The sequence below is a fragment of the Mesorhizobium loti genome (assembly GCA_014189435.1).
GTDB classification, from domain to species: Bacteria; Pseudomonadota; Alphaproteobacteria; order Rhizobiales; family Rhizobiaceae; genus Mesorhizobium; species Mesorhizobium loti_G.
This window is the reverse complement of the sequence record CP050294.1, coordinates 417,449-443,317: the sequence shown is the minus strand read 5'-3', so window position 1 is coordinate 443,317 and position 25,869 is coordinate 417,449. Positions and strand designations below refer to the sequence as shown.

Below are 25,869 nucleotides of genomic sequence, written 5' to 3'. Positions count from 1 at the left end.
TGCAACGAGCCGCTCTTTTGACGCCGCGTCGTACCGCCGGCGGCCGTTACGCAAAATTCGCCTCACCAGCAGTTTCTGTTCATCGTCCTCAATCACGTGGTGTCCACCTCCAAAGTGGACACTTCATGCCAAAACACGCTCAATGGAAAAAGGTGCAGAGAAATTCGCGCTTTCCGAAGAACAACTCCGCTCGCTTGCGATGACGGACGGGCTGACCGGCCTGGCCAACCGTCGAGCCTTCGACGAAACCTTGGACAGGGAATGGCGGCGCACCGTTGGCAGCGCTGGACAGATGTCCTTGCTGTTGCTCGATATCGATCGATTCAAAGGCTTTAACGACAAATACGGTCATCAGGTAGGCGATGATTGTCTTCGTGCCGTCGCTGCCGCCATCAGAGACGTGCTTCATCGTCCTGGGGATCTGGCGTCGCGATACGGAGGGGAAGAACTCGCCGTCATCTTGCCTGATACTGATGGCGAGGGAGCGCTTGAGATAGCGGAACGGCTGAGGCTCGCAATCGAAAACCTCGGCCTGCCTCATGGCGACAATCCGGAAGGCGGCGGACGCGTCACCGTCAGCATTGGTTCAGCGACCGCGCTGTCACGATCGGGCGGGACGATCAGGATGCCGGAAGGCCTGCTTCTCGCAGCCGACACCGCCCTTTACAAGGCCAAGCACAAAGGCCGAAACCGCGTCGAAGCCGCACTGCTCCTCGCATCGGAAGGTCCCGACGCGGCCTGATCAAGGACGTTACAGCCTCGCGCACCGACTCAGCTAGACGGTCCCGATTTCGTTGGTCTGGGCCATCCACACGCATTGCGCGCGGGTGTTTTCGGCCATGAGCATTACCTCGACTACGCTGAGTGTTCTTCTGGCGAATCCTTAAATGGATTCAGAAGGCGGACACCACGGCCGGCGAAATCCTTCACATTGCGTGTGACGAGGACGAGGCCATGAACACGAGCGGTCGCGGCCAAGGCGAGGTCCCAGCGATCTTTGTTCTTTTCCCCGAGGAGTCTCGTCCATTCGGCGACGATCGGTCCATCTATTGGAAGGACGCGGTCCGAAAACGACTTCTCCAACAAATCGATAGCCGCAAGGAGAGCCGTTGACCTTTCTGGATCACGGCGCTGGAGGGCTTCGGCGCCGCGGCGCTTCTCGAACAGCGTCGCGGCGCTCAACCGCAGATTTGAATCGTCAATCGTTGCCAGCCAACGACGGACATTTGCGTTACCTCGGCTCCCCGCCTCGCGCAGCACATTCTCGTCGAGCAGATATAGCGTCACGGAATTTTGCGGGGAGCCGCCTCTTCCGAACCGCCATCAGCATCGAACACCCCGAGGTCTGCCATATCGGCAAGAGTGCGCTTCAAACTTCGTGTCGCGTAAGGTCGTCCTCGCTTCGGATAGGCCTTGGCGTATTCGATGGCAGCTTCGACCTGCGTCCTATTCAGTGACGGATAGTCCACCAGGATTTCATCGACCGTCTGCTCGCGCGCAAGAGCGGCAATAAAGTGCGCAGGCACGTCCGTCTCGCGAATAAAGGCCTCGGACTGCTCCTTGTCGCGATCAACCCAAAGCCTGATATGGTCGAGACGCGCCAGACGGTCCTTTAGATCACTATCGATGCGAGCCAGATCGAGATCAAGCTCGCCAAGCTTTACCATATGTGTGTCGGCCGACAGTTTCCGAAGCGCCTCGTAGAGACGGCGTCGGCCGGCCGGGGTCAGATCCCGGTCAAGTTCATCGGCCAGTCGCAGAAACCGCAGCTCGGCAGGGCCCAGCACGCGCTGGACCGCGTTGCCAATCTTGCGCTGCCCGGCGCGGATAACGCCGGTATCGACTGCCTTGTTGAGAGTGGACGCGGAGCGATTGAGCACATAACCGGCCTCACTCAACGTCAAAGTCTGTGCGGAAGCCATTAGCCTCTCCTGTTTATAATCCTTCCTCAGAATAGGGATGAATTAGAAAAGTGCAAGAGCCGAGCATCGCTCGCACAAGGGCCTGAACAATCGGGCGGAGAACTCTCATCAACCCGTCCGACGGCGGGAGAGGATCATGAAGCGCTTCAAGTCAGCGCGACATCTTCAGCGTTTCGTTTGCGTCCACGACCCGATCGCCAACCTCTTTAACGTTCCCCGCCACGATATTCCATCCACCCACCATCGAGAACTGCGAGCAACTGCCATGCAAGCATGGCGCCAAATCGCGCGCCTTCACGCCGAATGAACCAAAGCCTCACTCCCAGATCTTGTCTTCACAGCGTTAAGTTTACGGTGCCGTTTGAAGGATGATTTTGAAGGGGTTCGTGCCTGGCGTGAGACGAGCCGTATCGACAACGTTCGAATGTCGGCTCCGCCCTTTGCGGCCCACATGGCGCGATAGCCGTTGGTGATCTTCCGTTGAACGACGGCGGGTCTCAGCGCCCGTTCGCAGGCGTTGTTCGTCGCGTCGACCATTCCTGGCCATTGGGCAAAGGTCAAAAGTTGATCGCGAGCTCGCCTGAACTTGTTTTGGATGTCGCGGGCCAGATCGCACGACGTTGTGGTGGCGAAGATATCGTCCAGACTTCGCTCCAGGGCGCGACGCTTGCCGGCGATGGTCGAGGCGGCGAAGGTTTCGATACCGTCGGCTAGGGCGAAGGCTCTTTGCAGCCAACGCTTGAGCCGTGAGGGCAGCATGTCCTCACTTGCCTCGTCCGCATAGGCGACGTCGCGGGCGAGATGCGCCAGGCAGGTCTGATGCGCATTTGCGTGACCTTGTTGCGCGGCATAGCGATCGGAACACCAGACGTCGGGCCGATGGCCGTCCATCAGGGTCCGGACCACGACGGCGCCGCGCGTTAACGCCGCTTGATGAACAACCGCTTCGGCGCAGCGAAACACCCAGTGGTAGGCGTTGCTTCCTTCGATCCGCACGCCGGTCTCATCGGAGGCGATGACCTTGGCCCGGCGCAACGCCGACGGCCTTGTCCCACTCGGCCGCGAACGCGCCCTGCGCACGGCGCAACATGTTCATCAGTCCGCCCTGGCTAATGGTGAGACCGAAAAGGTTCGCGAACGCGCCCTGCAGCTGCTCGTAGGACAGGGCCTGGAAAGTCTTGAGATAGGTCGCTACGGCGTGCACGCGTGGCCCCAAGGGCGTCCCCTTCGCCGCATCCGGCACAGCCGCGACGCGTGCCGCAGGACGGGCAACGGACTGCCAGACGCCGATGGCGCTCAATCAAAGGCCTGATCGCGGGGCTCAATCTTATCGTGCTCGCTGACGGTTTCGGCAGCAAGGTCGCTCGACAGGCTGGCGCGGCAGCAAAGGCATTGGTCGGGGTGATGATCGATGATGCGATCGGCATTCTCACTCATGGCGCGGCTGTGACCTTCATGACCCGCGCCTTGCCGCCGCCAGGCTTTGCCTTGTCCCGACGCGCCTTGCGATCGCTCGACGGTGGCTTGGACGACGTGCGTGATGTCTTCTCTGGCCGCTGCATCCGCAGCACCAGATCGATCAACTCTTCCTTCGTCAGACGCTGCAAATCAGTGCGATCCATATCCCCATAGATTCAGGGATTCTTGCCCCTGACAAGGGCGTGGGTAATTACCGACGAAGGATTGCTAGCGGCGAACTCATGCTGGTCGGCAACGCGATACTGGCTGGAGCATCAGGTTGGCCGACGAGAGCGGCCCACCAAGTTGGGCAGGATCGGCCGACACGGTCGACATCGCGCCGCTCTGACAAGAGCCCAGCGGGCACCCAGACACTGCCGGGTTGACTATGGGTGTCGGAACCGCGAAAAGGGGCCGCTCTTCATGAGTGGCGTGCGCCGGCAGTCTAACCCCAAGCCCCCCGCCCAGGCTGCCGGCGCGCTTCTAAAGCAGTTCCTGCGAACAATGAATCGATTGTGATGTGACGTCGAGCGGTTTTGTTGCAAGGGCTGAATAGGGGCACAGAGAGGCCCTGATGCGAGGTCAATCAGGCGGCGAGGATTTCGAACTGCTCGGCCAAGGACGGATTCGGATTGAAGGGGTACCTCGCCTGTCGCTTGCGCATCATGTGGATCATTTCGATGGTGGCAGCGGTGGCCGTCGATTTGAAGCCGAGCATCGGCCGGATACGGCGCTTGATGCGCCGATGGGGTGCTGTCACATTGATTGAGGGGTAAGGAAATTGAGGTAGCAGCGCGCCCATGACCGTGAGTGCACCGACCTACAAGAACCACCGCTATCGATCGAAATCGTGGCCCGTGCTGTCTGGCTCTACTTCCGCTTCAATCTGAGCCTGCGCGATGTCGAGGAAATGCTGCTCGATCGCGGGATCGTCGTTTCCTACGAGACCATCCGCCGATGGTGCCGAAAGCACGGCATGATTATGCGCGCCGCATACGCCGCAAGGCACCAACGAAAGACGATGTCTGGCATCTGGATGAAGTCGCGGTGCGCATCAACGGTCAGAAATGCTGGTTGTGGAGAGCGGTTGATCAGGACGGATATGTGCTCGACGAGTCGGCACACAGCCCGGGAACTGGACGCAGTCCCCCATGCTATCAACACAAGACCGCGCAAAACGCTCGGCTGGAAAACACCTGCCGAAGTGCTCGACCAGCTCCTTGGGAGACCGAGCAAACAATACTGTGGCTATTGACCCAAACTGTCGCCTATCGAACAGACGCACCATAGGCGAAACGGCTCCGAACCCTCAATGCAAAAAAGAAGAAAGAGCGCGACGGAATTGCGGCGGCCCGAATTGAGTATAAACACGCAGCTACGTCCTCAGAATGGTACGTCACTTGCGCGGTTAATTTTGAGAGGCCGTTGTGACGGTTTCCCTACAACCAACGGAGATGACGATGGCAATTGGCCCAGAAGTACTGAATTGCTCGGGGGCAACTGACGATTTGGGCTCAAGAGCTGTAGGCGTAGCGTGCCGATGCAGGGGGATTAACGATGTCGCGAGCTGAGGTAGAGCGATTCGTCGGCGATCTGGCGAAAAACGATAGTCTGCTCGAAAAGGTGAAACCGAATGCTACGGGTCTCGCATCGGTTGTGGCGACCGGAAAGAAGCACGGCTACAATTTCACGCTCGATGAGGCCAAGAGTTACATTCAATCGCGAAGCCCACGCGAGTTAACCGACAAGCAGCTCGATGCGATTGTCGGCGGCAAGCATCATTCGAGCGTTGCGACCTCGACCAAGGTTGTGCAGACCACTGCTGTCGTTACCACTGCTGTGGAGGCAGCGGAAGCAGCTTCGACTGTCGCTGAGGCAGCCGAAGCCGTTGTAGTTGTCGCTGCGGTCCTGATCTGACCACGCACGTTATGGTCTGAGCGCATCCACCCATACTCGATGAGACGTGTGAAGAAAACTTAAAATCAGGCCACTCGTGAGGAGCGATCATGGGATCCTTTGGCAGCCGGCCTGCGAAACGCAGCTTCAAGGGGCCCCGCCTGTAACGTCATGACGCACGCTGCTACCGAACACTACCGACAGATCTTTGACCGACGCACCCCCGGACAGCTTCGCACGCTGGCCCATATCAAGCGCTTCATGGAGCGCCTGGTCGGCGACATGGCGTTCCGCAGCGCGCTTTCGGAGAACGTCGACAACCCTCGAACGGTAACCGAGCGCTACGGCATCGAAGTCGACCCGATGGAGATGCTGCCGCTCTGGCGCGGTAGCTACCTGAATTACCGCTTCAAGCCGGAGTGTGCGTCGTGGCCGCTGGCTGTGATGTGGGACGAGTATATGCGCGAGATGTTGCGCCATCGCGACATCCTGCGCGACGAGGGCGAAATGTCGACGGTCAACCCTCGCTTCCATGCGTGGCGCGAGCGCCAAATCCGCCGCTGCGACGGCGAATTGGGCGGATCGGCGCCGTCGGTCACGCATCCCGTCATCGCTTTCGAGCTGAGCGAAGGCTGCACCGTCGGTTGCTGGTTCTGCGGCCTGTCGGCCGACCGCTTCGAGGGTTATTATGAATATAGCGAGGAGCATGCCGAGCTTTGGCGCGGCGTGGTCGGTGTCGCGAGCGAGATGTTTGGTTCGGCAGCCCGCACTGGCTTCTGCTACTGGGCCACGGATCCGATCGATAACCCGGACTACGACCGCTTTCTGTTCGACTACTATCAAATCACGGGCGCATTACCACAAACGACGACGGCCGCCCCGCTCAAGGATCAGGCCCTCACAAGGCGCGTGCTCGAACTGTTCAAACGCTACCGTGGCGTGACGAATCGTTTCTCCGTGCTAAGCACGAACCACCTCAATCAGATTCACGAGGCGTTTTCGCCCGAGGACCTGATGGGGGTCGAACTCGTCCTGCAGGGCAAGGAGGCGCTGACCGCAAAAGCTTTCGCCGGGCGCGCGCGCGCGAAAGGAGAAACTCAGCGCAGCAAACAACGACGATGCAATCGCGTTGCTGGAGCGCGATCACACGACGATCGCCTGCGTTTCCGGCTTCCTCGTAAACATGCCGCGGGGACGAGTACAACTGGTGACGCCGGTACCGGGGAGCAAACGCTGGCCTCTCGGCTACCGCATCCTGGATGAGCGTTTCTTCAGGACGCCCGACGAGTTCCGGGAGGGGCTCCAGAGCATCATCGACGAGCATATGCTCGAGAGCCCACCTCCCAACCTGCCGATCCGCTTCCGCGGAGACCTGCAATACGAGGCCGGGAACCTGCACTTCCACCTCCGCTCACGCAACATTGAACACCGGATACTCGACGACGTCGCTCCGATCTCCGTTGGCGATCTAATCGCGTGCGGCGACTGCACAGCGTCGGAGTTAGTTGTGCGCGTCATAGCTGACGGAGCGAGCGCCCTTGCAGTCGCCGATCTGCTAGACCAGTTGTACGCGGCGGGGGTGATCGAAGAGGACCTCGACGACCGCTTTGCCTGGCAGACCAGCGAGGGGATAACGAGCCGCATCGAAGCGGCCAAACACGCGACCTCCCGCACGGGCGTCGACCATGCCGATTCGCCTTGAGATACTGGACTACGTCAGCCTAAAGGAACTACGGCATCTTACCTATCCGGCAGTGTGGACCGCGGTGACAAGCCGTTTCGCATCCACGGTCCGCGGCGTCGCGGCGCGCACAACCGACGTGACCGCAGGACTTGCCCTGGCCGTGCCAGGCCCTTCCGGGCAGTTCGAACTCCTTTCGGTCTACGTCCTGCCTATGCTCCGCCGAATGGGCTTTGGCAGTTCCATGCTGGGCACGATCGAAGAGGAGTTCCGCGGTCTCGGCTTCAGGCGAGGCGTTCATTTCCTGCGCGTCGGCGAGCACAACCAGGACGCCGCACGCTTTTTCGTGAAAAACGGCTGGACCCGACCCGCGGTCAACAAACTGGTCTGCCACACGACCGTGCCGCTGGCGTTCGAGACGCCGTGGCTTGTCGAGGCGCGCCTGCCGGTCCGCTACCGCATCGTTGGCTGGCGGTCGCTCGGCGCCGACCAGCGAGCGACGATCCGGGATTTCGACGAACCCGGCGTGAATGACGACGTCAATCCGTTCATCTACGAGGAGGATAGTGACCCGCACACCAGCTTGGCGCTGGTTGATGCCGAGGGCGGAACGGTGCGTGGCTGGGCGATCACCCACCGGCTCGACTCCAGCACGCTGCGCTGGACCTGCTCGTTCATCCATCCCAGTCTCCAGGCAACGGCCTTGATGCGGCCGCTGTGGCTCGAAGTAGCGCGCCGCCAGCGCGCTTTTCCCGAACTGGTCAACCTCATGTTCACGGTTCCGGTCACGGAGCCGCGCATGGCTCGCTTTGCACTCCGGCGCATGAGACCGTGGCTGAGCGAACTCGCCTATGCCTGCATCACCATGAAAAGAGTGGCATGACATGAGCGCCGATGTGCCAATCGTCCTGGTCAACATGCCGATGTCGGCAATTGAACGGCCATCACTGGCGCTTGGTCTGCTGAAGTCGGCGCTGACCCGGGCCGGACTGCGATCCAGGATAGCGTATGCCAACATCTGGTTCCTGGAATACGCGGGCCTCGCCGACTATAATCTGCTTGAAAGTTCCCCTCCTGAGGAAGCGCTTGTTGACTGGCTGTTCGCCGGCATCGCTTTTCCTGACTTCGAAGCAGACCACGACGTCTTCCTCGACCAGTATTTCAGGCGCAATCCGATACACCCAGATAAAGGTCTGGCCGAGCGTCGTGCCCATTTCCGCGAGCTGCGCTCGCTTATCGGCGGCTTCATCGACTGGACCGCCGACAAAATACTGGAGCAACGGCCGGCCATGGTCGGGTGCACCTCGACTTTCACCCAGCATGTTCCCTCGCTCGCGTTGCTGCGCCGACTGAGCGGGCGATCACCGGGCCTAGTCACACTCATGGGTGGCGCAAACTGCGAATCGGTGATGGGGCGTACCACTCACGCGCGTTTCCCGTGGGTTGACTATGTCGTGTCGGGCGAGGCTGACGCACTGATCGGCGCGCTGTGTTGCGACATCCTCGATCACGGTAGAGACATTCCACCGGCCGACCTGCCATTCGGCGTTTTCGGTCCAGGGCATCGCGAGGCCGGCTATCCCGCCACGTCGATGGGCGACTTGGTGCCCCGCGCAGTGGTCGAGAACATGGATGACCTGCCGCTGCCCGATTTCTCGGACTATTTTGCCGAACTCGGGCGATCGCTCTACGCCGACCGCGTCTATCCCGGGCTGCCGATGGAGTTCTCTCGCGGCTGCTGGTGGGGCGCGCGCAGCCCCTGCACGTTCTGCGGGCTGAACGGCGGATCGATGACCTATCGCCAGAAACCGGCCAGGCAGGCCGCAGAGGAGATGATAGAGATGTCGGCGCGCTACGGCTCGTCGCGCATCGAAGCGGTGGACAACATTCTGGCCATTGACTACGTCGAAAAGACCCTGCCTCGCCTCACCGCCCTACCCGACAAGCTTGCGATCTTCTTCGAAGTCAAGGCCAATCTGAAGCGCCATGAAGTCGAGAAGTTGGCCGCCGCCGGCGTCCGCTGGATCCAGCCAGGTATCGAGAGCCTGGATACCCGTGCTTTGAAGCTGATGGGCAAGGGAACGACGGCAGCGCACAATGTTCAGCTCTTGAAATGGTGCCGCCAGTATGGCGTGCGGGTCAGTTGGAGCATACTGTGGGGCTTTCCCGGCGAGAGCGACGCCTGGTATGCCGAAATGGCCTCCTGGCTGCCGCTGCTGCATCATCTCCAGCCAGGACGTGCGGTGCGGTTGCGGTACCAGCGCTACAGCCCCTATCATCGTGCAGCCGACAAACATGGGCTGAAGCTGCGCCCAGCCGCCTCCTATCGCTCCGTCTATCCGCTCTCGGAACCCGATCTCGCGGATCAGGTCTACTACTTCGAAGACAGTGAAGACAACGATGTCGGCGGCCATTTCGCTGCGCGCGACGCGAGCCGTCGCCCGGGGCTGCATGCCGTTGTCCGGGGTATCGATGCCTGGCTGAAAGCCTGGCACGAGCCGAAGCAACCCATGCTGTCGATGCGCGACAGCGGCGACGAGATCACGGTCGAGGACACGCGCGCCATAGCAGTGGACCGTGAACACCGGATCAAAGGCCTCGAGCGCGAAATTCTTCTGGCTGCGGACGAAAGCATGCCAGATGCCCGCCTGCGCGAACGGCTGAGAACGGCGAATGTGATGCAGACCGAAATTGACGGAGCGATAGCCGACATGATCGCTCGCAAGCTGGTCGTGCGGCTGGATGCGCGGCTGATTGGGCTCCCGCTCTGGAATCCATATACGCCAATGCCCGCGCCGACCGCGTTTCCGGGAGGTTATTTCGACCGACGTGTCAGGCCCGTGAGTGCCGCCACGTGAACAAGGACAACTGCGATTTGCTTATTCGCAGGGAGATAGCCTCGACCATCCGCAGGCTGAGCGGAAACCGGAAATAGAGCCAAACGGCATGGGCAATCACCTGCGCCGGAAATCGGTGGCGACGATAAAGAGGATCACGGGAAAATCTGGTCATGCCGCCAGATCCCACATTTTGATCGATGCCCGGTTAACGTTACGGTGCCCACCGAACTGTGTCTGGCCGGCCTGTTTCGCCAGTGCATATTTGCGTATCGCACCAAGGCGCCAAGCCCCGCTGAGATCGAGAATGTTGTCAGGTCGGGTGTCGAAATGTTTCTGAAAGCCTACGGCACCGAACAGCTCGCTGCGGAAGAGCGCGGCTCGAATTCGGCTGATCTGCAGCGCCGCGTCTAGTGTCGCGTCGCGGTGATTATGACTCTTTGAGAGACGGCGTGGGATAGGATTTTGCCATCTTCGCTCGGGCCTGCTGTGTGGAGAACATCCAGCGGATGCGGGCGCCACTTTCGGTGCGGCGGCGTTCCCAGGTCCGGATCTCTGTTTCAAGGAGGTCGCGGCTAGCGATGCGGCGATCAAGACATTGGCGGCGCATGACGCCGATTTCGATCTCGACGATGTTGAGATCCCATGAGGAGGGTGGATAGCGATCTGCGCTCTGGCAAAGTGAGGTCGCGTACTTAATACCTTACTCTGGAGATAAGCATGCCCGTTGCAGCAGCTAACCGATCCGAAGCGCCGACCGCTATCCGCACTGATCTTGGCGCAATTTTCGTCTCATTCGAACTCAGCCGCTCGAAATGGTTGATCACCTCGCTGTCGCCGGGCGGCGGCGAGAAGATGTCGAAACATGCGGCGGCCGCCGGCGATGTCGCCGGACTGCTGGATCGATTTGCTGAACTCAAAAGGAAGGCAGAGGCACGAACCGGACGATGCTTTCCGATCATCGTCATCCAGGAGGCCGGGCTCGACGGTTTTTGGATCCATCGCGTTCTGCAGACCGAAGGCATCGAAAGCCACGTCGTCGATCCGGCCTCGATTGCGACCTCACGCCGGCGGCGCCGGGCAAAGACCGACAAGATCGATGGCGAGGCGCTGGTGCGCGCGCTGCTCGCCTATAAAAGGGGCGAGCCGCGGGTCTGTGCGATGCTGCGGGTACCGACGCCAGCGGAGGAGGACCGTCGCCGCATTGCGCGCGAGCGTAAGGCGTTGACCAACGAGCGCGTACGCCACGTCAACCGCATCAAGGGCCTTTTGTTCAGCCAGGGCGTGTCCGGCTACGAACCGCTGCGCCGCGCCCGGCGCAAGCAACTGGAGGAGATGAAGACCGGCGACGGCCGACCGCTACCGGCACATCTGAAGGCGCAGATCAGCCGGGAACTTGATCGGCTCGAACTGCTGCTGGAGCAGATCAAGGTGGTCGAGGCCGAACGCGATGCCATGCTCGCTGCCGCTGAGGCCGTCTCGCCGGCACCGGCGATGCTGCTCAACCTGAAAGGGATCGGTCCGGAGTTTGCCGCCGTCTTGTGGTCGGAAGGACTGTCGCGTCACTTTGACAACCGACGACAAGTTGCCGCCTATGCTGGTCTTGCGCCGACACCCTGGCAAAGCGGCTCGGTCGATCACGAGCAGGGGGTTTCGAAAGCCGGCAATCCAAGGCTGCGGACGACGCTGATCCAACTCGCCTGGCTGTGGCTGCGCCATCAACCGCGATCGGCACTCACCTTGTGGTTCGAGGACCGGGTCAAGCAGAACGGCGGCCGTCTCAAGAAGACGACGATCGTCGCGCTCGCCCGCAAGCTGCTCGTCGCGCTGTGGAAATACGTCAATGCGGGCGTCGTCATCGAGGGGGCGATCGTGAAGACCGCCTGATGCGTTACTCATCAAACTGAATTCCGCAATCTTCCAGGACCCGATCAGTCCTGGCGGATCCAGGTGGGACGAACCGACCAGTTGGATGGCTTCGAATGCCGCTGTTTGAGAATGGTCTCGTCCGCCTGAGCCGTTGTCCGCCGCAAGCGGGATGTTGGTGCCGCTGTCTCGAACAGCGACCGTATATAAGTTGGATCTGGCTCGGCAACGAGCCCGTCATGCAATCAGGCTCAGACCGTGGATGCCGCAGTCACCGTAGGTAGAAAATGCCGCCCTAGATAGAAGTTCCCGCTTGACCCTCCTCATATAAGCCAACTGGCGTGCCTGGGTGTGTAGTGGAACTCCAGGCGTCGCAAGATCCGATGCGCCTCGACTGCTGGAAAGGTCTGATAGACAGCGGAGGCGGTGTGGGTTGATAGGTTATCCATCACGACGCGGACCTTGTCGGCGCCGGGATAGTCCACGTCGACCAGGTCGCGCATGCAGACGGCGAAGTCCTCGTTGGCGCGCCGGTCGGTGACCTTGACCTTGCGCCACGACCGGTTGGCGTCGACCATGACAAAGAGGTTGGCCGTGCCGTTACGCTTGTACTCGGAGTCGTAGCGGTATCGCTTTCCGGGTTTCGGCACGATGGGCACGACGCACCTCGCCGATGAGCTGGATCGGACTTTCATCGAAGCAGACCACCGGTCGCTTGGGATCATGCGGCTCGGCATAGAGATCGAGGAGATCCTCCATGCGGGCGATGTATTCCCCATCGATATTGGCGATGCACCACATCTTCTGTTGCCAGGGCTTCAGATCGTTGTCGTTCAACCGCCGGCGGACGGTGTCGCGTGAGACGCTCGGGTGTTCGATCACTTCGACCAGGGCGTTGGCCAGAAGCTTCAAAGTCCACCGGGCGCATCCCTGCGGCGGATCAGAACAGGCCAGCGCCACCAGTTGCACCTCCTGCTTGCCGCTCAGTTTGCGAGCCGCCCCCGGACGCGGCCCTTCACTGAGGGCGGCCTCCAGGCTGATCTCCACAAAGCGCTTCTTGGTGCGGTAGATGGTCGAGTCGCTGGTCTGCACCGAGATGGCGATGGCCTCGTCGGCGACCCCGGCGTCGGCGGCCAGCAGGATCTGCATCCGCTTGAGCCGCCGCACCGGCAGTTTACCCCCGCTCACCAAAGCACGCAGCTCGTCTCGTTCGGATTGGCTGAGTTCGACCCGATATCGTATGTTCATTCCCAAAGCCCTTCTTGGTGGAAGAGCCGTAGGTGAATCTACAATGAATCAATTGCTTGACCAAAAGACGCCGGCGCCGACAGCACGGTTCACCGCCAAACAGGGCCAGTACCTCGCCTTCATCTGGGCCTATTCGCAGATCAATCGCCGCGCTCCGGCGGAGGCTGGCCCACGATCGTGACGCCGGCGGCGGCCATGTCGGTGAAATCCGACAATCCCATGCGCCCAGGTACGTGAACCTGCCGGAAGATGACCTCCTGTTCCTCGCCATGGACGGCGCGCCAGGCTCGGACCCGGCGCTCGATCGTGCGGCGAATGCCGGCTCCAAGCTCGGGATGACGCCGGATCATCTCGTCGAAGATGGCGATCGCCCGAATACCCGGAGCTGCCCTCAGCATGGGCACGACCTCGGCTTCGAAAATATCGGCGAGAGGGTCGGCACGGCGCCGTTGCCGCGGCGCCTTCTTTTGTGACGGCAGTCTCGAATCCTTCTCGATGCGATAGGCCGTGGCGATACTGATCGACGCCTTCGCCGCCGCGACGGCCGTCGTATTGGTCTGCCGGAACTTCATGAAAAGCCTCATATGGTGATCGGTTACGTGGCGGCCGGGCACAAAGTGATTCCTCCCCAACAGGAAAAACCACCGGCATACCCGGTCGACCGTGATCACCAGACGAACGCCCCCGAAAAGGAACGCGCCGCCGGCGGATTGCAACTCCCGTCGGGCTACGCCCTCCCTGCGTTCCAATCCGCCGGCATTCTCATCCTGATTGACGCTGCGCTCTCACGTTGATTGCCGCGCCGCAGGCGGACTTCCAGCGCTACTTCAGGGTCACCGCACCGTCAGTCCATCAGATGCTCAAGACCCTCAACCAACTCGGCTTGATCGACAAGCAGCCCGGTGTCGCTCGCAGCATCCAGTTGCTCGTCCCGCCACAGGACCTGCCCATTCTCGGCGTAGACTAACCCGTCATAATCACTGCGACGGTACACTAGGAGACCTGTGCGCGGGAAGCATTTTGCATTGATTTTGTTTGATCTTTTCCGCTTCCGGGTAAAGGGTGCAAAGATACCAGCGCTGACGTCGTCGGCTGTGTCTTCGAATGATTATTGAGGAGGAACTCCATGGCCCGCCGCATCATCGATCTCTCCATCGCCCTCGACAATGAAACGCCAGCGGACCCGCCGCCGATCCGCCCCGCAATCACCTATGTCGGGCATCGCGAAAGCGCCGAAGGCATGGTGACGTTCTTTCCCGGACTCGGCGTGGATCAGCTGCCCGGTGGCTATGGCTGGGCAGTGGAAGAGTGCAAGGTCAACACGCACAACGGCACCCACCTTGATGCGCCATGGCACTATCACCCCACCATGAACGGTGGAGAACGGGCAATGACCATCGACGAAGTACCGCTGGACTGGTGTATGCAGCCGGGTGTGAAGCTGGACTTCCGTCATCTGCCAGACGGTTATGTGGTGACTGCCGCCGACGTTGAGGCCGAGCTTGCCCGCATAGACCACACGTTGAGCCCGCTGGAAATTGTACTGGTCAACACTTCGGCCGCCGCCGCTTATGGCAGCCCGGCCTATCTGGGCAAGGGGTGCGGCATGGGCCGTGAGGCCACGCTTTTCCTGACCTCACGCGGCGTGCGGGTGACCGGCACGGACGCATGGAGCTGGGATGCCCCCTTCCCCTTCACCGCCAAACGTTACGCTGAAACTGGCGACGCCAGCATCATCTGGGAAGGACACAAGGCGGGAGCCGAGATCGGCTATTGCCACCTCGAAAAACTGACCAACCTCGACCAGCTTCCGGCCAAGGGCTTTACGGTTACCTGCTTTCCGGTAAAGATCAAAGGCGCCTCTGCCGGATGGACGCGGGCAGTGGCCCTTCTCAAAGAGGGTCCGACCATTGCGCAGCAGGGCCTTCCGTAAGAAAATTCGACTGTGTGACGTTTGACGATGGCGCGCAGCCGGAGTTCGGACGCCCATCGCTGTTCACGGGCGTTGATGGTGTAGACGCCCGCGACGACCGCAGTGTGTGGCAAAGTGGAGTTGTTTAAACCACCATTGGAGATGGGCATCATGAGCGAAGTTCGTACGATCGGTTTGGATTTAGCCAAGAACGTGTTTCAGGTCCACGGGGCTGACGAAACAGGTGCTGTTGTGTTTCGCAAGCAATTGCGGCGCGGGCAGGTTTTGAAATTCTTTGGTGGCCTGCCACGGTGCCTGGTTGCGATGGAAGCCTGCGGAAGCTCGCATTTCTGGGCGCGTGAGATAGGGCATTTGGGACACGAAGTCCGTATGATCCCACCGGCCTACGTGAAGCCCTTTTTGAAGCGGCAGAAGAACGACATGGCTGATGCTGAGGCGATCTGCGAGGCGGCGCAACGACCAACGATGCGCTTTGTTGCCGTGAAGAGCGAAGAAAGACAAGCCGCAGCAGTGGTGTTGCGCACCCGCGATCTGCTGATCCGGCAGCGCACGCAGATCAATGCGCTGCGCGGCCACCTTGCGGAATTTGGTGAAGTCGTGCCGCAGGGTTTAAGCTTCGCTTCGAAACTGATTGCGATGATTGAGGATCCGCAAACGGCTCTTCCAGAAACTGCGCGGACTGCTCTGCGGTTTCTGACAGCAAGCTTGTCCCAACTGAATGATCAGATTCGCGTGCTGGATGCACAGATTGTGCGCCGGGCTCGTGAAGATGAGACCGCACGCCGGTTGATGACAGTTCCCGGAATTGGCCCATTGATTGCCACCGCACTGGTGGCTCTGGCGCCATCGCCTGAAACCTTCAAACGTGGGCGGGACTTCGCCGCATGGCTTGGGCTTGTGCCGCGACAACATTCGACAGGCGGCAAACAGCGTCTCGGCTCCACGACGAAGATGGGGGATCGATCTCTGCGGCGGCTCCTGATCATAGGGGCCAATAGCGAGCTTGTGTGGCGCGCCCGCCCGCAAGGGTGCAACACCAGGCACGTGGCTGGCCAAGATGCTGGCGCATAAACCACCGATGCTGGTGAGGGTGGCGCTTGCCAACAAGATGGCGCGAATGATCTGGGCTATCATGGCCAAGGGAGGAATATACAGAGCTCCGGTTGCTGCGGTCTAAAGCCAACGTAACCGAGGGGACGTCGCAGCGAGAGAGGTCATCGGAAGTATGGCGCAACGGTCGTGAGACGGGATCAGGAAAACCAGTGTGCACCAAAGTGTCTCAAGAGCACGCGGCGTTGATTTGGACCTGACCTGCGAACACCATAAGGGCCCGCGGCATGTGTGAAAGCCGCATCACAGGCCGGACACATGTCAGCACCCGACAACGCGCAATGCCAACTAAAGATTCCTCTTGCCAAACGGGCGTCTACACATGGTGCACGGATCGTTTATTGGTGTGGGTTTAGGCAAGCGGTCACCGCAATAGCCTTTGTAGCGTAGCCATGCCTTTCAAACACAATACCAGCCGCCGCCATCATATTGAGAAGATGAAGTTCAGGGTGACGAACTGGCCAGAATATGAGGCCGGACTTCGTCATCGCGGCAGTTTGACCCTGTGGGTGACGCCGGAAGCCCTGTCCAGGTGGCAGCGCCAAGACGCAAGACACGTGGCGGCCAGCACCGCTATTCTGATCTGGCGATCGAGACCACCTTGACGCTGGGCCTTGTGTTTGGCCTGCGGCTGCGCCAGGCAGAAGGCTTGCTGGAATCGGTGCTGCAACTGATGGGGCTGGCGCTCGCTGTCCCCGATCATACCACCCTGAGCCGTCGGGCGCGGACATGGCAATCGCCCAACAAACGGCATGATCGCCAGGTTCCGCCGGAGGGACCAGTGCATGTTCTTGTCGACAGCACCGGCCTGCAGGTCTACGGCGCGGGTCAGTGGCTGGAGGAGAAGCACGGCGCCAGATCCCGTCGCAGTTGGCGCAAGCTGCATCTGGCACTGGATGCCGACAGCGGCGAGATCATTGCCCATACCCTGACTGATCAGGACACTGGCGATGTCTCTCAAGTTGAGCCACTACTCGACCAGATTGGCGGTCCGATCGGACAGTTTACTGCTGACGGCGCCTATGACGGAAACCCGACTTACGACGCAGTCATCGATCATAGGTAAGCGATGAGCGTTGGTGCATGGATCTTTTGTCAACGGTTTGGCGATAGGCAGGCAGGATCGAAATCAGCTTGATGCGAGTGCCATGCCGTACAAACACAACGCAGATCGTCGTCATCACGTCGGAAAGATGACATTCAGGGTGACGAATTGGCGTGACTACGAAGCAGGTCTGCGCCGGCGTGGTAGCCTGACCTTATGGGTAACGCCGGAGGCACTGGCGGGATGGCGCGCTCCGCGACGCAAGACCCGCGGCGGCCAAGCCCGGTATTCCGATCTCGCCATTGAGACAGCGCTGACGCTGGGTTGCGTCTTCGCAATGCGGCTGCGCCAGACCGAGGGATTGCTCCACTCGCTGCTGGATCTCATGGGGCTGAAAGTCCCAGTTCCAGATCATACGACGCTGAGCCGTCGGGCACAGAAGTGGGAGCCATCAGCCCGACGAAACCCGCCGCTGCCGGACGGCCCGCTGCATGTGCTTGTCGATAGCACGGGATTGAAAGTCTACGGCGCCGGGCAATGGCTGGAGCAGAAACATGGCGCCAGATCACGTCGCAACTGGCGCAAGCTGCATCTGGCAGTGGATGCCAAAAGTGGCGCGATCATTGCCCAAAGGCTGACAGATCAGGACACGGATGATCCTTCCCAGGTGGCACCGCTTCTCGATCAGATCGACGGCGAGATCGACCAGTTCACAGCCGACGGAGCCTATGACGGCAAGCCAACCTATCGGTCTATCCTGCAGCACAGCGCAACCGCGAACATCGTCATTCCACCGCGTTCCACGGCGGTGGAAAGCGGTGATGCCGGACCGCCTGGTCAAAGGGACAAGCACATTGCCGCAATCGCAAGCGACGGTCGGCTGAAATGGCAGGCAGCCACCGGCTACGGCAAGCGGGCGCTGAGCGAAACAGCCATCGGACGATACAAGGGGCTGATCGGACGGCGCCTGCGAGCACGCTCTCTTCCGGCTCAACAGACCGAGGTTGCCATCGGTTGCATCGTTCTCAACCGCATGCTGGCATGGGCACGCCCGGAGTCTATCCGGCGTCAAGTCACGCAGGCATAACCAACTACATTAAAGATCGAAATGCGTTCGATTTCATATCCGCGCACCAACGCCGCGCCAGGATCATTTGCGCCAGATCGGGGCGGAAGTCCTTGGAATGCCCGCGCTTGCCCAGCGTCTCGCCGCCCGCGCCGTAGAAGGATAACGAGGTGGTGTCCATGAACACAAGGCTGAGGTCGGTGAACAGGTCCTGCCGGCGCGCGAAGAGCTTTTCCTCGATCGCGTCTTTCACGCAGCGCGCCACCAGCGCGCCTTGCGCCTTTTCGCCGAGTTCCTCGCCCAGCCACGCCATGGCCCGGTAAAAGTGATGGAGCGCCAGACCCTCGGCGCCCTCGATACCATAATCGGCCATCCAGTTCGCGCAGTCGCGGTCCGAGCCCGAGACGAACAGCCGATGCAGCGTGCCAACGAACACCGCCCGTTCCACCGCAAAGCCGAACTGGCGCCCTTCCAGCACCTCTTCCAGCACCTCGCCGATCCCGAGCCGCTCCCACAGCCGCCCGAACAACAGCGGACCGCCGATGCGGCGAGAGGCAATTCGCCCCGCGTCAATGTCGGACAGGATGAGGCTGCGTTCGCCATGGCGCGCAATCGAGGCCGCCAATCTGTCAAGTTCGCCGCTGGCAACCAGCGCATCCTTGCGGCCCAGCGCCTTTATCGTGCGCTGGCGAACGGTTTTGCCGTCGCGGACACTTTCCACGAGGTAAAGATAGCGGTGGCCGCGCGCGACTCTCTCAACGACAAACATGCCAGCGTTGTTAGCGAATAAATGCCATAAAATCCATACAACATGCGGCTAGCAGATCAAATGTTGTTACCACACATTTTCGCGCCGAAAACTCGAGGCGAGTGAATTCAATAGCTTAACGGACAGCGTTCGCCATCCGTTCACCTCCAACTGTTCAAGTCGGGTCAAGGTTCGCGGCCGTTGGATGTACCTTTACCGCGCCATCGACAGCGTCGGCGACACGGTCGAATTCTTCTTCAGCGAACACCGTGATCTTCCGGCGGCCAAACGCTTCCTGCGCAAGGCGCTTGCACACCATGGACGCCCGAACCGCATCGTCGTCGACGGCAGTCAGACCAATCGTGAGGCAATCATTTCCTGCGATACTGAAAGCCGTCTGCGGGAGCGATCACACAAACCACCGATCCATATCCGCAAGAGCCAATACCTCACGGATGTATTTGACAAGGGCCGTTCTGCTCTGATGTCCTGGAAGTGTGCTCTCAGGGCGTTCTGTCCCGGCAGACGGTCGAGACCGCGGCGCGCGCAGCAAAGTCAGGGCTGGCCGGCAGGCCAGCGAGCAGTATGCACGACTTGGCCTTGACGGAGCGAGCACGTCGCTATCGTTCGCCGGCTGCGGGATGGATCGGCGAAGCTGTTTTTGTTATTCTGTCGCGGCTCGGGTGACCGCGTGGCGAAGAACAGGGTCGAGGTTGCAACCCTGTCGCGCAGCCTATGATCGTCGCACCTCATGTGCGGCGCCCGAGCGCCCCTTCGGCGATTGCTGTTTCCATGTAGCGACGAAGCGACGGTAGACTTCCTCGGCGTTGCCGATCGTCTCGCGCTCGCTCTCGCGTACCGACTTGTTGCTGTAGTCGGCAGCAGATCCCTTTGTCTTGCCGCCGCGAAGAGACGGATAGCCGGCGGTCAATTCCAGCTTTCGGAGCTTCCAATCCAGGAGCGCCGAGCGGCTCCAGATGTAGTTTTCGTCCTTGGTCAGCATGTGCCAGACGATGACCGCCAGCTTGCGCGCAGTCGCGACCGCGGCAACGTGCTTACCTCGCTTGTCGCGGATGCGCATGAAGAAGGCCCGCAGCGGGCCAGGCACGCCGGAAATGACCCACGCCGCCTCGACCAGCATCGACCGCGCGTGGGCTCGGCCTTGTTTGGTGATGCGGCCGTGATAGGCCGGCTTGTCGCCGGACTGCCGGACCCGCGGGTTGAGCCCAAAATAGCTGACAAGCTTTTCCGGTGATGAGAACCGTTCGACATCGCCAATGGCCGCCACGATACTCAGCGCGACCGTGACGTTCACGCCGGTGATCGTCATCAGTCGCTTGACCCGAGGCTCCTGGAGGGCCGTCTGCGCGAGACTCTTGTCTACTTGTGCAAGCTCACCACCAAGGCGATCGAGTTCACCGGCATGGCGAAGGACGACACGGCGCTGATCCTCGGCGAGCGGCTGAGCCTCCAGCCAAGCCCTGCCCCGCTTTGAGAACAGGGTGCCCTTGTAGGGCGGGATCAGGTTGGCGTGCAGAACGGAATGGATTCGGTTTTTGAGACGGGTCATCTGGGAGACGAGCTGCGTTCGTTCGGCCACCACGCGACGACGCGTCTCGGTTTCCTCGTCCGGCATCCAGACTTCAGGCAGAAAGCCACTCGCATGAAGCTTCGCCAGCACTGCCGCGTCGATCTTGTCGGTCTTGACCTTGGCCCAGGCGATGGCCCGGACCAGGATCGGATTGGCTATAACCACGCGGCCCACAAAAGGCGACAATAGTCGCACGATCGCACTTGTATTGCCTGTTGCCTCGATGACGATCTCGTCATCCGGCTTGAGCTTCATGGCGAACTGCAACAGGCGGCTGCGTTCAAGATCGATCCTCCCCGCATCCCGGATTTTGCCTTTCTCCAAGATCGCCATTTGGGCGAATGATCGGTGAACATCAAGGGCAATGATTCTCATTCCCGGCTCCTTTCCAGGGTCAGCAACCATGGGAGCCGGCGGGCTACACGACAACTACGGATCCGCGCTCGCAGCGCAACCGGGCAAGTCGAAGGGGGCGGCCAGATAACAACTCGAACTCTCAGTTCATCAGGTACTTCGGCCTGCCCGCCATGCGTGCTCCCGACACCCCAATCCCGGTAGGTGGACGGTAGTCGATCCATCCGTGCAAGAAAATACGGATTGGCGCGTCGCGCCTATTCATGCCTGATAACAATCGGATCGAGCAGGACCATCGGCGCATCAAGCGCCGGGTCCGGCCGATGCTCGGCTTCAAATCGACGGCCACCGCAGCCACCATCCTGACCGGCATCGAAATGATCCACATGATGCGCAAGCGACAGGCGAGGTACGCCTTCAATCCGAATCCGTCCTTGGCCAAGCAGTTCGAAATCCTCGCCGGCTGATGGACCTCGCATCAGGCCTCTCTGCGCCCCTATTCAGCCGTTGCAACAAAACCAGTGAAACCGCACTCGTCACGAAGCCGGTCGAACACCCGCTTGGCCGTATGGCGCTGCTTGCGCGGCACATTCACGTCCTCATCAAGCCAATGATCGATCGTCGAAACAAACACATCCAGCTTCGGACGCCGGATCGGCGACCGGCGCTGATAGCCAGGCGGCGTCGAGTAGGACAGCATCTTGGCCACGCTGTCGCGCGATATGTTGAAATGCTTTGCAGCATGACGCCGGCTCATCCCTTCCGAGCAAGCCAGTCGAACCTTCAGATATAATTCCACGGTGTAGATCCCCAGGCCCTCCTGCATTCGTCGCAGAAGGGAAATAGGTGGCCGGCTTTTACGCCGCCCGAAGCGGGACGATCCCGCCGCTACCGTGGACTATTTTTGCACCGCCGCTCTCACTTTACGGCGCCGTTTCGATCCTATGCAAACAACACTGTCGCTATTGACCCAAACTGTCGACTATCGAACAGGGCGCACCATAGCGAAACGTGTTGCATTTCGTGCGCAGCCCTCAACGCGAAAAGAAGGAAAGAAGGAAGAGCGCGACGTGAAGGTGCGCCGGCCCAACTTTAGTATCAGCGCGCAGCTACGTCCTCAGGATGGCACCTCTCTTGCACATCAACCTTGGGAAGCCGCTGTAACAGTTTTGCCCCCAACCAACGGAGATGACATGGCAATTGGCCCAGTAGTACGGAATTGCCTTTCGCAGCGACTCGTAAGAATTCTCGGCTCTGTTGTTGATGCCGTGCGCGCGGGGTGCTCGACATTCGGCATGACCTGCCGTAGCCGCTCCACGGAAAACGCTGCTTGTCGGTGATGATGCTTTGGTGTCAGGCCCTCTTGCACATGGTTAGCAGGCGCCTGTCGGCATTTCGCGGCGGCTCTGGAAGATACGCCGAGAACGTGTCTATCCTGATCAACAGTATAAAGCCCTACCGCATGGGGACAATCTCGGCGGTAGAGCGCTGGCGTTTGTAGCTGGTGTGCATGAACCAGCGTCTACTCACCTCCTCACGAGAAGTTACCCGTGACAACGCCCCAAATCAAAGACCCGGGTGGGACATTTTGGACAACGCACTTAAAAAATATCTTTCTGCCGAACTCGCCCGCGGAACCATATCGGTTGAAATCGATCGCAGCCTAATGCCCCCCGATGCAACGTTCGGGTTCGCGGAGCGCATCAATCCCAAACGGTCTTTCCTGTTCGCTTCCAAGCTGCTTGGCCGTCACAGTCCCGTTCGGCCTTCGCTGATGCGAAAGACGTACAAACTTCTGGCCGACCAAATTTCACCCGATCTCGAAGGGCCAATCCTGTTCATAGGCATGGCCGAAACTGCTGTCGGGCTGGGAGCGGGCGTGCACCAGCAATATTCAGAACAATATGACCGGCACGACACCGTTTACATTTGCACCACCAGACACGCACTAGGTTTGCCCCTAATCTGTGAATTCCAGGAGGAGCACAGTCACGCCCCAGAACATCTCGTACACTGGCCGCTCGTGCCAGTCCTGGTCTCGATGGTCAAGAACGCCCGGACGCTTGTGTTAATTGACGATGAAGCGTCGACCGGAAAAACATTCGGTAATCTGTTCGCAGCTCTGCCTGCCAGCATCAGGTCGAACCTTCGAAATACGGTTCTCGTTACCCTTACGGATTGGTCAGATGGTGCTGTCGAACAGATAATCGCAGCCAACGTGAAGCGCGCGTCAATCCTTTCCGGGAGGTATCGCTGGGATGCAAACGGTTTGAACATCGACGCGCCGGAAGTGCCATCTGTTGAGAAAAACAGGGGTAAAGTCATTTCGCCTGACAGGGATATCAACTTGGCTCGGTTGGGTGTCTCCCGGCACCATCTTCAACTGGATGGTGAGGCGGCATCGTCGGGCGCTACGCTGGTCCTTGGTACAGGAGAAAACATTTGGCAGCCGTTCCTGCTTGCGGAAAAATTGGAGCTGGAAGGAGCTAACGTCCACTACTCATCGGTTACCCGATCACCGATTTCAGTGGGTCACGCGATTGTAACGAAAATCGCATTTGAAGACAATTACGGCGGGCATGTGTTTAATTATCTGTACAATGTCGTCCCGTCAGAATACGTCAAAATCCTCCTGTGCTCCGAGACGAGTGAAGCGAATATAAGTTCTAAACTCATGCACTTCTTGGAAAGGGTATCATTAGTACGGCCTAAGAGAGTACCTCCTCATTAATCATTATCATCATACCAACATTCACATCTTTCCAGCCGCACACCATAGCTTGAAGTTACGGCAAGTGGCTGCAGAAGGAATTACATTGTTGACGATGACGAGTAAAATACTTTCTGGTACGTATCGTAGTACGGACGTCACTTTTCTTTTGAAGCTCGTAACTTTGGAGCCAATCGACGACGCGTCGAAGGAAACGGCGATACAGTCCGGCCTACGCCATTATTCGGAAATGATTTCTTCCGAAAGCGCGCCCGAAGCCGGCTACATGGCGATATTCTACGAAGCGATGTCAGTTGGCGCTGCGAGAATGGGACGCGAGGTAGCAGCTCTCGCGCGGTCTATCTCAAATCAAATTAAAGGCCCGATCACGTTGGCGAGCCTCGTTCGGGCCGGGGTGCCTTTGGGTGTTCTCCTCAAGCGTGCGTTGTCGCGCATGGGAAAGGACGTGCAACACTTTGGCATTTCGGTCATACGGGACCGCGGAATTGACAGTAATGCAATGCGCCACATCATCGAGCGGCGCCCCATTGAAGGTCTACTGTTTGTTGATGGCTGGACCGGCAAAGGCGCCATCTCCACCGAGCTGGAACGGAGCTTCCATTCGTTTTCTGCACAGCCGCCCAAGCTGGTGGTTCTGTCTGACCCCTGTGGCCGGGCATGGCTTGCGGCGTCGGCCGAGGACTGGCTCATTCCATCGGGAATACTCGGGAGCACCGTGTCCGGGCTGATCAGCCGTTCGATACTGAACGAGGACGTCATAGGTCCGGAAGATTTTCACGGTACAGTCCTATGGGATCACTTGGTGTCTCATGATATCTCAGCTGCTTTCGTGGATAATGTATGGGCACATGCCGTCACCGCGTTAGACCAAACTAATGATCTCGCGCAGCGGATGGACAACGACCGCTCAAGCCATCAGAGACGATCGCGGGAGGCAATCAATCGAGTTGCTGCACAGTTCGCCGTCGAGAATATTAATCGGATCAAGCCAGGAATTGCGGAAGCCACGCGAGCAATTCTGCGCCGCAAGCCTCAAGTTGTACTCCTGTCTTCCGTTGAGGACGCTGACTTGGCAGCGCTACGGCATTTGATCCGGGAGAGGAAAGTCCCCTTCCAAGTCGTCCCGAAAAATATCCAGCCATATCGCGCCATTACTTTGATAAAAAAGGTTTAGAACTTTGATTCTATCGCATTTTGGTCAAACTTCCAAACCGCTCAACCAGGATCGAGCGTGGGCCAAGCGTTTCGATTCATCCGGCTTGCTGATAGGCGGTCGTGAGTGCAACTCTTGATTAGCGGACAGAATGTCATTTTTGCGATTATAACTGGGCTGGCCGTCGTTTCGACGGGGGGCGGTTGGCATAAATGTGAACGCAAAACCAAAGTGATCTGCCCGGGATCTTTCCGAGTCGACGAAAACGGATTCCAAACATGGATGACGGATCGAGTGCATTGCCTGATCAACCCATCAAATCCGCAGATCACGCCATGCAGCCAATCGTCTTTGCCGATCTGGATGACACATTGTTCCAAACGCGTGCAAAGTGCCCGAAAGGCAGCCAGCATAAACTGGCGCTAGCTGCGATCTCCTCGAACGGACATCATTCCATGATGACGCCGCGCCAGGTTGCGATGATCGATTGGCTGCTGGGTACGTCACAAGTCATTCCCGTCACGGCACGTGGCACGACGGCCTACGGGAACGTCAAGATCGCGTTCAACAGCTATGCAATTGTTGCCAACGGCGCTGTCATCCTTAAGCCGGACGGTGCGCATCTGAAGGAATGGCACGATGTCATTTCTAAGGAACTGATTCCTCACAGGGGGGCACTGAACAAGGTACTTGAAATAGGTCGGCAAGGAGCCGCAGCTGGCAAAATGTCTGTTCGTTCGTGGATCGTTGAAGAAAGCGAGATGGCCACATACGCCGTTTTCAAAGAAAATAATGGTGATGGCAAGAGGCTGGCGGAACTGAAATTTGAGTTCGACGATGCGGGTTGGATACGGCATCACAACGGAAACAACTTCGCGCTCATTCCCCCGCCGGTTTCAAAGCGCCGGGCAGTAGAGTTCCTCTTGAAGAAACTCCGGTCGGAGTCTGAAGATAGGCCAGCGATCGGATTCGGTGACAGTGCAAGCGATCTCGGCTATCTCAATTTGTGCGACTGGTGGGGTGCGCCATCGCGCTCGCAGATTTCGGCGATGCTGAACGAGCCAACGAAGACGTTTTTTGCGGGCATTGCTTGAAGAGAAAACCATGTCCACCGCATGGCCGCGCGCCGCACGATTCGCCTTGACGCAACTGTTCTGTCGGCGTTATCAACTTAACTCGCGGTCAGGGATTTGCGGCATAACGCGACGGCATGAACGCCGCAACCGTCAG

General features: G+C 59.5%; 16 protein-coding genes and 14 pseudogenes. 19 read left to right on the top strand and 11 right to left on the bottom strand.

What is annotated here, in order from left to right; translation table 11 throughout:
• The first annotated feature begins 142 nt into the window (after positions 1-142).
• Positions 143-742, top strand: a complete 600-nt coding sequence (locus HB777_36965) for a GGDEF domain-containing protein (protein QND69325.1) — start codon at positions 143-145, stop codon at positions 740-742.
• 113 nt (positions 743-855) lie between these two features.
• Here HB777_36965 and HB777_36960 read toward each other — a convergent pair whose 3' ends face one another.
• On the bottom strand, positions 856-1,287 hold the full coding sequence (locus HB777_36960) for a type II toxin-antitoxin system VapC family toxin (protein ID QND69297.1): 432 nt from the start codon (positions 1,285-1,287) through the stop codon (positions 856-858).
• A complete protein-coding gene (locus tag HB777_36955; GenBank protein QND69296.1) occupies positions 1,284-1,922 on the bottom strand; it encodes a DUF433 domain-containing protein in 639 nt (212 codons plus the stop codon). Before HB777_36955 ends, HB777_36960 begins: the two co-directional genes overlap by 4 nt.
• A 61-nt stretch (positions 1,923-1,983) precedes the next feature.
• Here HB777_36955 and HB777_36950 point away from each other — a divergent pair.
• Positions 1,984-2,229, top strand: a pseudogene (locus tag HB777_36950) (IS6 family transposase).
• A 42-nt stretch (positions 2,230-2,271) separates the two neighbouring features.
• Here HB777_36950 and HB777_36945 read toward each other — a convergent pair.
• Positions 2,272-3,544: pseudogene (locus HB777_36945) on the bottom strand (IS66 family transposase).
• A gap of 422 nt (positions 3,545-3,966) precedes the next feature.
• Positions 3,967-4,128, bottom strand: a pseudogene (locus HB777_36940) (IS6 family transposase).
• Between the two features lie 52 nt (positions 4,129-4,180).
• Here HB777_36940 and HB777_36935 point away from each other — a divergent pair.
• The 5 genes and pseudogenes from HB777_36935 (at position 4,181) to HB777_36915 (ending at position 9,815) form a co-directional block, all read left to right on the top strand.
• Positions 4,181-4,496, top strand: a pseudogene (locus HB777_36935) (IS6 family transposase).
• 441 nt (positions 4,497-4,937) lie between these two features.
• Positions 4,938-5,297 carry a Nif11 family protein gene (locus HB777_36930; protein ID QND69295.1) on the top strand — a complete coding sequence of 120 codons (360 nt, stop codon included), beginning with the start codon at positions 4,938-4,940 and terminating at the stop codon, positions 5,295-5,297.
• A gap of 150 nt (positions 5,298-5,447) precedes the next feature.
• Positions 5,448-6,978, top strand: a pseudogene (locus HB777_36925) (radical SAM family RiPP maturation amino acid epimerase).
• Positions 6,962-7,840, top strand: coding sequence for a GNAT family N-acetyltransferase (locus tag HB777_36920; protein QND69294.1), 879 nt, complete (start codon positions 6,962-6,964; stop codon positions 7,838-7,840). Before HB777_36925 ends, HB777_36920 begins: the two are co-directional and overlap by 17 nt.
• A gap of 1 nt (position 7,841) precedes the next feature.
• Positions 7,842-9,815, top strand: a complete 1,974-nt coding sequence (locus HB777_36915) for a RiPP maturation radical SAM protein 1 (GenBank protein ID QND69293.1) — start codon at positions 7,842-7,844, stop codon at positions 9,813-9,815.
• A gap of 34 nt (positions 9,816-9,849) precedes the next feature.
• Here HB777_36915 and HB777_36910 read toward each other — a convergent pair.
• A pseudogene (locus HB777_36910) lies at positions 9,850-9,969 on the bottom strand (IS6 family transposase).
• A gap of 50 nt (positions 9,970-10,019) precedes the next feature.
• On the opposite strand from HB777_36910, the pseudogene HB777_36905 reads away from it, so the two are divergent.
• Positions 10,020-10,208, top strand: a pseudogene (locus HB777_36905) (hypothetical protein).
• A gap of 306 nt (positions 10,209-10,514) precedes the next feature.
• Positions 10,515-11,681: an IS110 family transposase gene (locus HB777_36900; protein QND69292.1), complete on the top strand. Its 1,167-nt coding sequence runs from the start codon at positions 10,515-10,517 to the stop codon at positions 11,679-11,681.
• 302 nt (positions 11,682-11,983) lie between these two features.
• Here HB777_36900 and HB777_36895 read toward each other — a convergent pair whose 3' ends face one another.
• The 3 genes and pseudogenes from HB777_36895 to HB777_36885 form a co-directional block, all read right to left on the bottom strand.
• The gene (locus HB777_36895) at positions 11,984-12,319 is read right to left on the bottom strand and encodes a hypothetical protein (protein ID QND69291.1); all 336 of its coding nucleotides are present in this window, start codon (positions 12,317-12,319) and stop codon (positions 11,984-11,986) included.
• The gene (locus HB777_36890) at positions 12,261-12,908 is read right to left on the bottom strand and encodes an IS630 family transposase (protein QND69290.1); all 648 of its coding nucleotides are present in this window, start codon (positions 12,906-12,908) and stop codon (positions 12,261-12,263) included. The genes HB777_36895 and HB777_36890 overlap by 59 nt, the downstream gene beginning before the upstream one ends.
• Positions 12,909-13,069: 161 nt before the next feature.
• Positions 13,070-13,492: pseudogene (locus HB777_36885) on the bottom strand (IS21 family transposase).
• Between HB777_36885 and HB777_36880 the strand changes: the two are divergent.
• From HB777_36880 to HB777_36860, 5 genes and pseudogenes are all read left to right on the top strand, one after another.
• Positions 13,493-13,702 carry a hypothetical protein gene (locus HB777_36880; protein QND69016.1) on the top strand — a complete coding sequence of 70 codons (210 nt, stop codon included), beginning with the start codon at positions 13,493-13,495 and terminating at the stop codon, positions 13,700-13,702.
• A gap of 332 nt (positions 13,703-14,034) precedes the next feature.
• Positions 14,035-14,841 (top strand): cyclase family protein, encoded by an 807-nt coding sequence (locus HB777_36875; protein ID QND69289.1) that lies wholly within the window; start codon positions 14,035-14,037, stop codon positions 14,839-14,841.
• 150 nt (positions 14,842-14,991) lie between these two features.
• Positions 14,992-16,018, top strand: a pseudogene (locus tag HB777_36870) (IS110 family transposase).
• A gap of 325 nt (positions 16,019-16,343) precedes the next feature.
• Positions 16,344-17,011 (top strand): annotated as a pseudogene (locus HB777_36865) (IS5 family transposase).
• 88 nt (positions 17,012-17,099) lie between these two features.
• On the top strand, positions 17,100-18,083 hold the full coding sequence (locus HB777_36860) for an IS5 family transposase (protein ID QND69288.1): 984 nt from the start codon (positions 17,100-17,102) through the stop codon (positions 18,081-18,083).
• A gap of 55 nt (positions 18,084-18,138) precedes the next feature.
• On the opposite strand, the pseudogene HB777_36855 reads toward HB777_36860, so the two are convergent.
• Positions 18,139-18,831: pseudogene (locus tag HB777_36855) on the bottom strand (transposase).
• A gap of 163 nt (positions 18,832-18,994) precedes the next feature.
• Between HB777_36855 and HB777_36850 the strand changes: the two are divergent.
• Positions 18,995-19,279, top strand: a pseudogene (locus tag HB777_36850) (DDE-type integrase/transposase/recombinase).
• A 264-nt stretch (positions 19,280-19,543) separates the two neighbouring features.
• Here the strand turns inward: HB777_36850 and HB777_36845 are convergent.
• A complete protein-coding gene (locus tag HB777_36845) occupies positions 19,544-20,776 on the bottom strand; it encodes an IS110 family transposase (GenBank protein ID QND69287.1) in 1,233 nt (410 codons plus the stop codon).
• A gap of 251 nt (positions 20,777-21,027) precedes the next feature.
• Here HB777_36845 and HB777_36840 point away from each other — a divergent pair.
• Positions 21,028-21,222, top strand: a pseudogene (locus HB777_36840) (IS6 family transposase).
• Between the two features lie 50 nt (positions 21,223-21,272).
• On the opposite strand, the pseudogene HB777_36835 reads toward HB777_36840, so the two are convergent.
• Positions 21,273-21,554 (bottom strand): annotated as a pseudogene (locus HB777_36835) (transposase).
• A gap of 867 nt (positions 21,555-22,421) precedes the next feature.
• On the opposite strand from HB777_36835, the gene HB777_36830 reads away from it, so the two are divergent.
• From HB777_36830 to HB777_36820, 3 genes are all read left to right on the top strand, one after another.
• Positions 22,422-23,486 (top strand): hypothetical protein, encoded by a 1,065-nt coding sequence (locus HB777_36830; protein QND69324.1) that lies wholly within the window; start codon positions 22,422-22,424, stop codon positions 23,484-23,486.
• A 94-nt stretch (positions 23,487-23,580) separates the two neighbouring features.
• Positions 23,581-24,660: a cysteine protease StiP family protein gene (locus HB777_36825; GenBank protein QND69323.1), complete on the top strand. Its 1,080-nt coding sequence runs from the start codon at positions 23,581-23,583 to the stop codon at positions 24,658-24,660.
• A 314-nt stretch (positions 24,661-24,974) separates the two neighbouring features.
• Positions 24,975-25,733, top strand: a complete 759-nt coding sequence (locus tag HB777_36820; protein QND69322.1) for a hypothetical protein — start codon at positions 24,975-24,977, stop codon at positions 25,731-25,733.
• The last annotated feature ends 136 nt before the right edge of the window (positions 25,734-25,869 follow it).

Coding starts and splice junctions, on each gene's coding strand:
- HB777_36965 (QND69325.1), top strand. CDS start 143: ATGGAAAAAGGTGCAGAGAAATTCGCGCTTTCCGAAGAACAACTCCGC.
- HB777_36955 (QND69296.1), bottom strand. CDS start 1,922: ATGGCTTCCGCACAGACTTTGACGTTGAGTGAGGCCGGTTATGTGCTC.
- HB777_36930 (QND69295.1), top strand. CDS start 4,938: ATGTCGCGAGCTGAGGTAGAGCGATTCGTCGGCGATCTGGCGAAAAAC.
- HB777_36920 (QND69294.1), top strand. CDS start 6,962: ATGCCGATTCGCCTTGAGATACTGGACTACGTCAGCCTAAAGGAACTA.
- HB777_36915 (QND69293.1), top strand. CDS start 7,842: ATGAGCGCCGATGTGCCAATCGTCCTGGTCAACATGCCGATGTCGGCA.
- HB777_36900 (QND69292.1), top strand. CDS start 10,515: ATGCCCGTTGCAGCAGCTAACCGATCCGAAGCGCCGACCGCTATCCGC.
- HB777_36890 (QND69290.1), bottom strand. CDS start 12,908: ATGAACATACGATATCGGGTCGAACTCAGCCAATCCGAACGAGACGAG.
- HB777_36880 (QND69016.1), top strand. CDS start 13,493: ATGGTGATCGGTTACGTGGCGGCCGGGCACAAAGTGATTCCTCCCCAA.
- HB777_36875 (QND69289.1), top strand. CDS start 14,035: ATGGCCCGCCGCATCATCGATCTCTCCATCGCCCTCGACAATGAAACG.
- HB777_36860 (QND69288.1), top strand. CDS start 17,100: ATGCCGTACAAACACAACGCAGATCGTCGTCATCACGTCGGAAAGATG.
- HB777_36845 (QND69287.1), bottom strand. CDS start 20,776: ATGAGAATCATTGCCCTTGATGTTCACCGATCATTCGCCCAAATGGCG.
- HB777_36830 (QND69324.1), top strand. CDS start 22,422: ATGCCCCCCGATGCAACGTTCGGGTTCGCGGAGCGCATCAATCCCAAA.
- HB777_36825 (QND69323.1), top strand. CDS start 23,581: ATGACGAGTAAAATACTTTCTGGTACGTATCGTAGTACGGACGTCACT.
- HB777_36820 (QND69322.1), top strand. CDS start 24,975: ATGCAGCCAATCGTCTTTGCCGATCTGGATGACACATTGTTCCAAACG.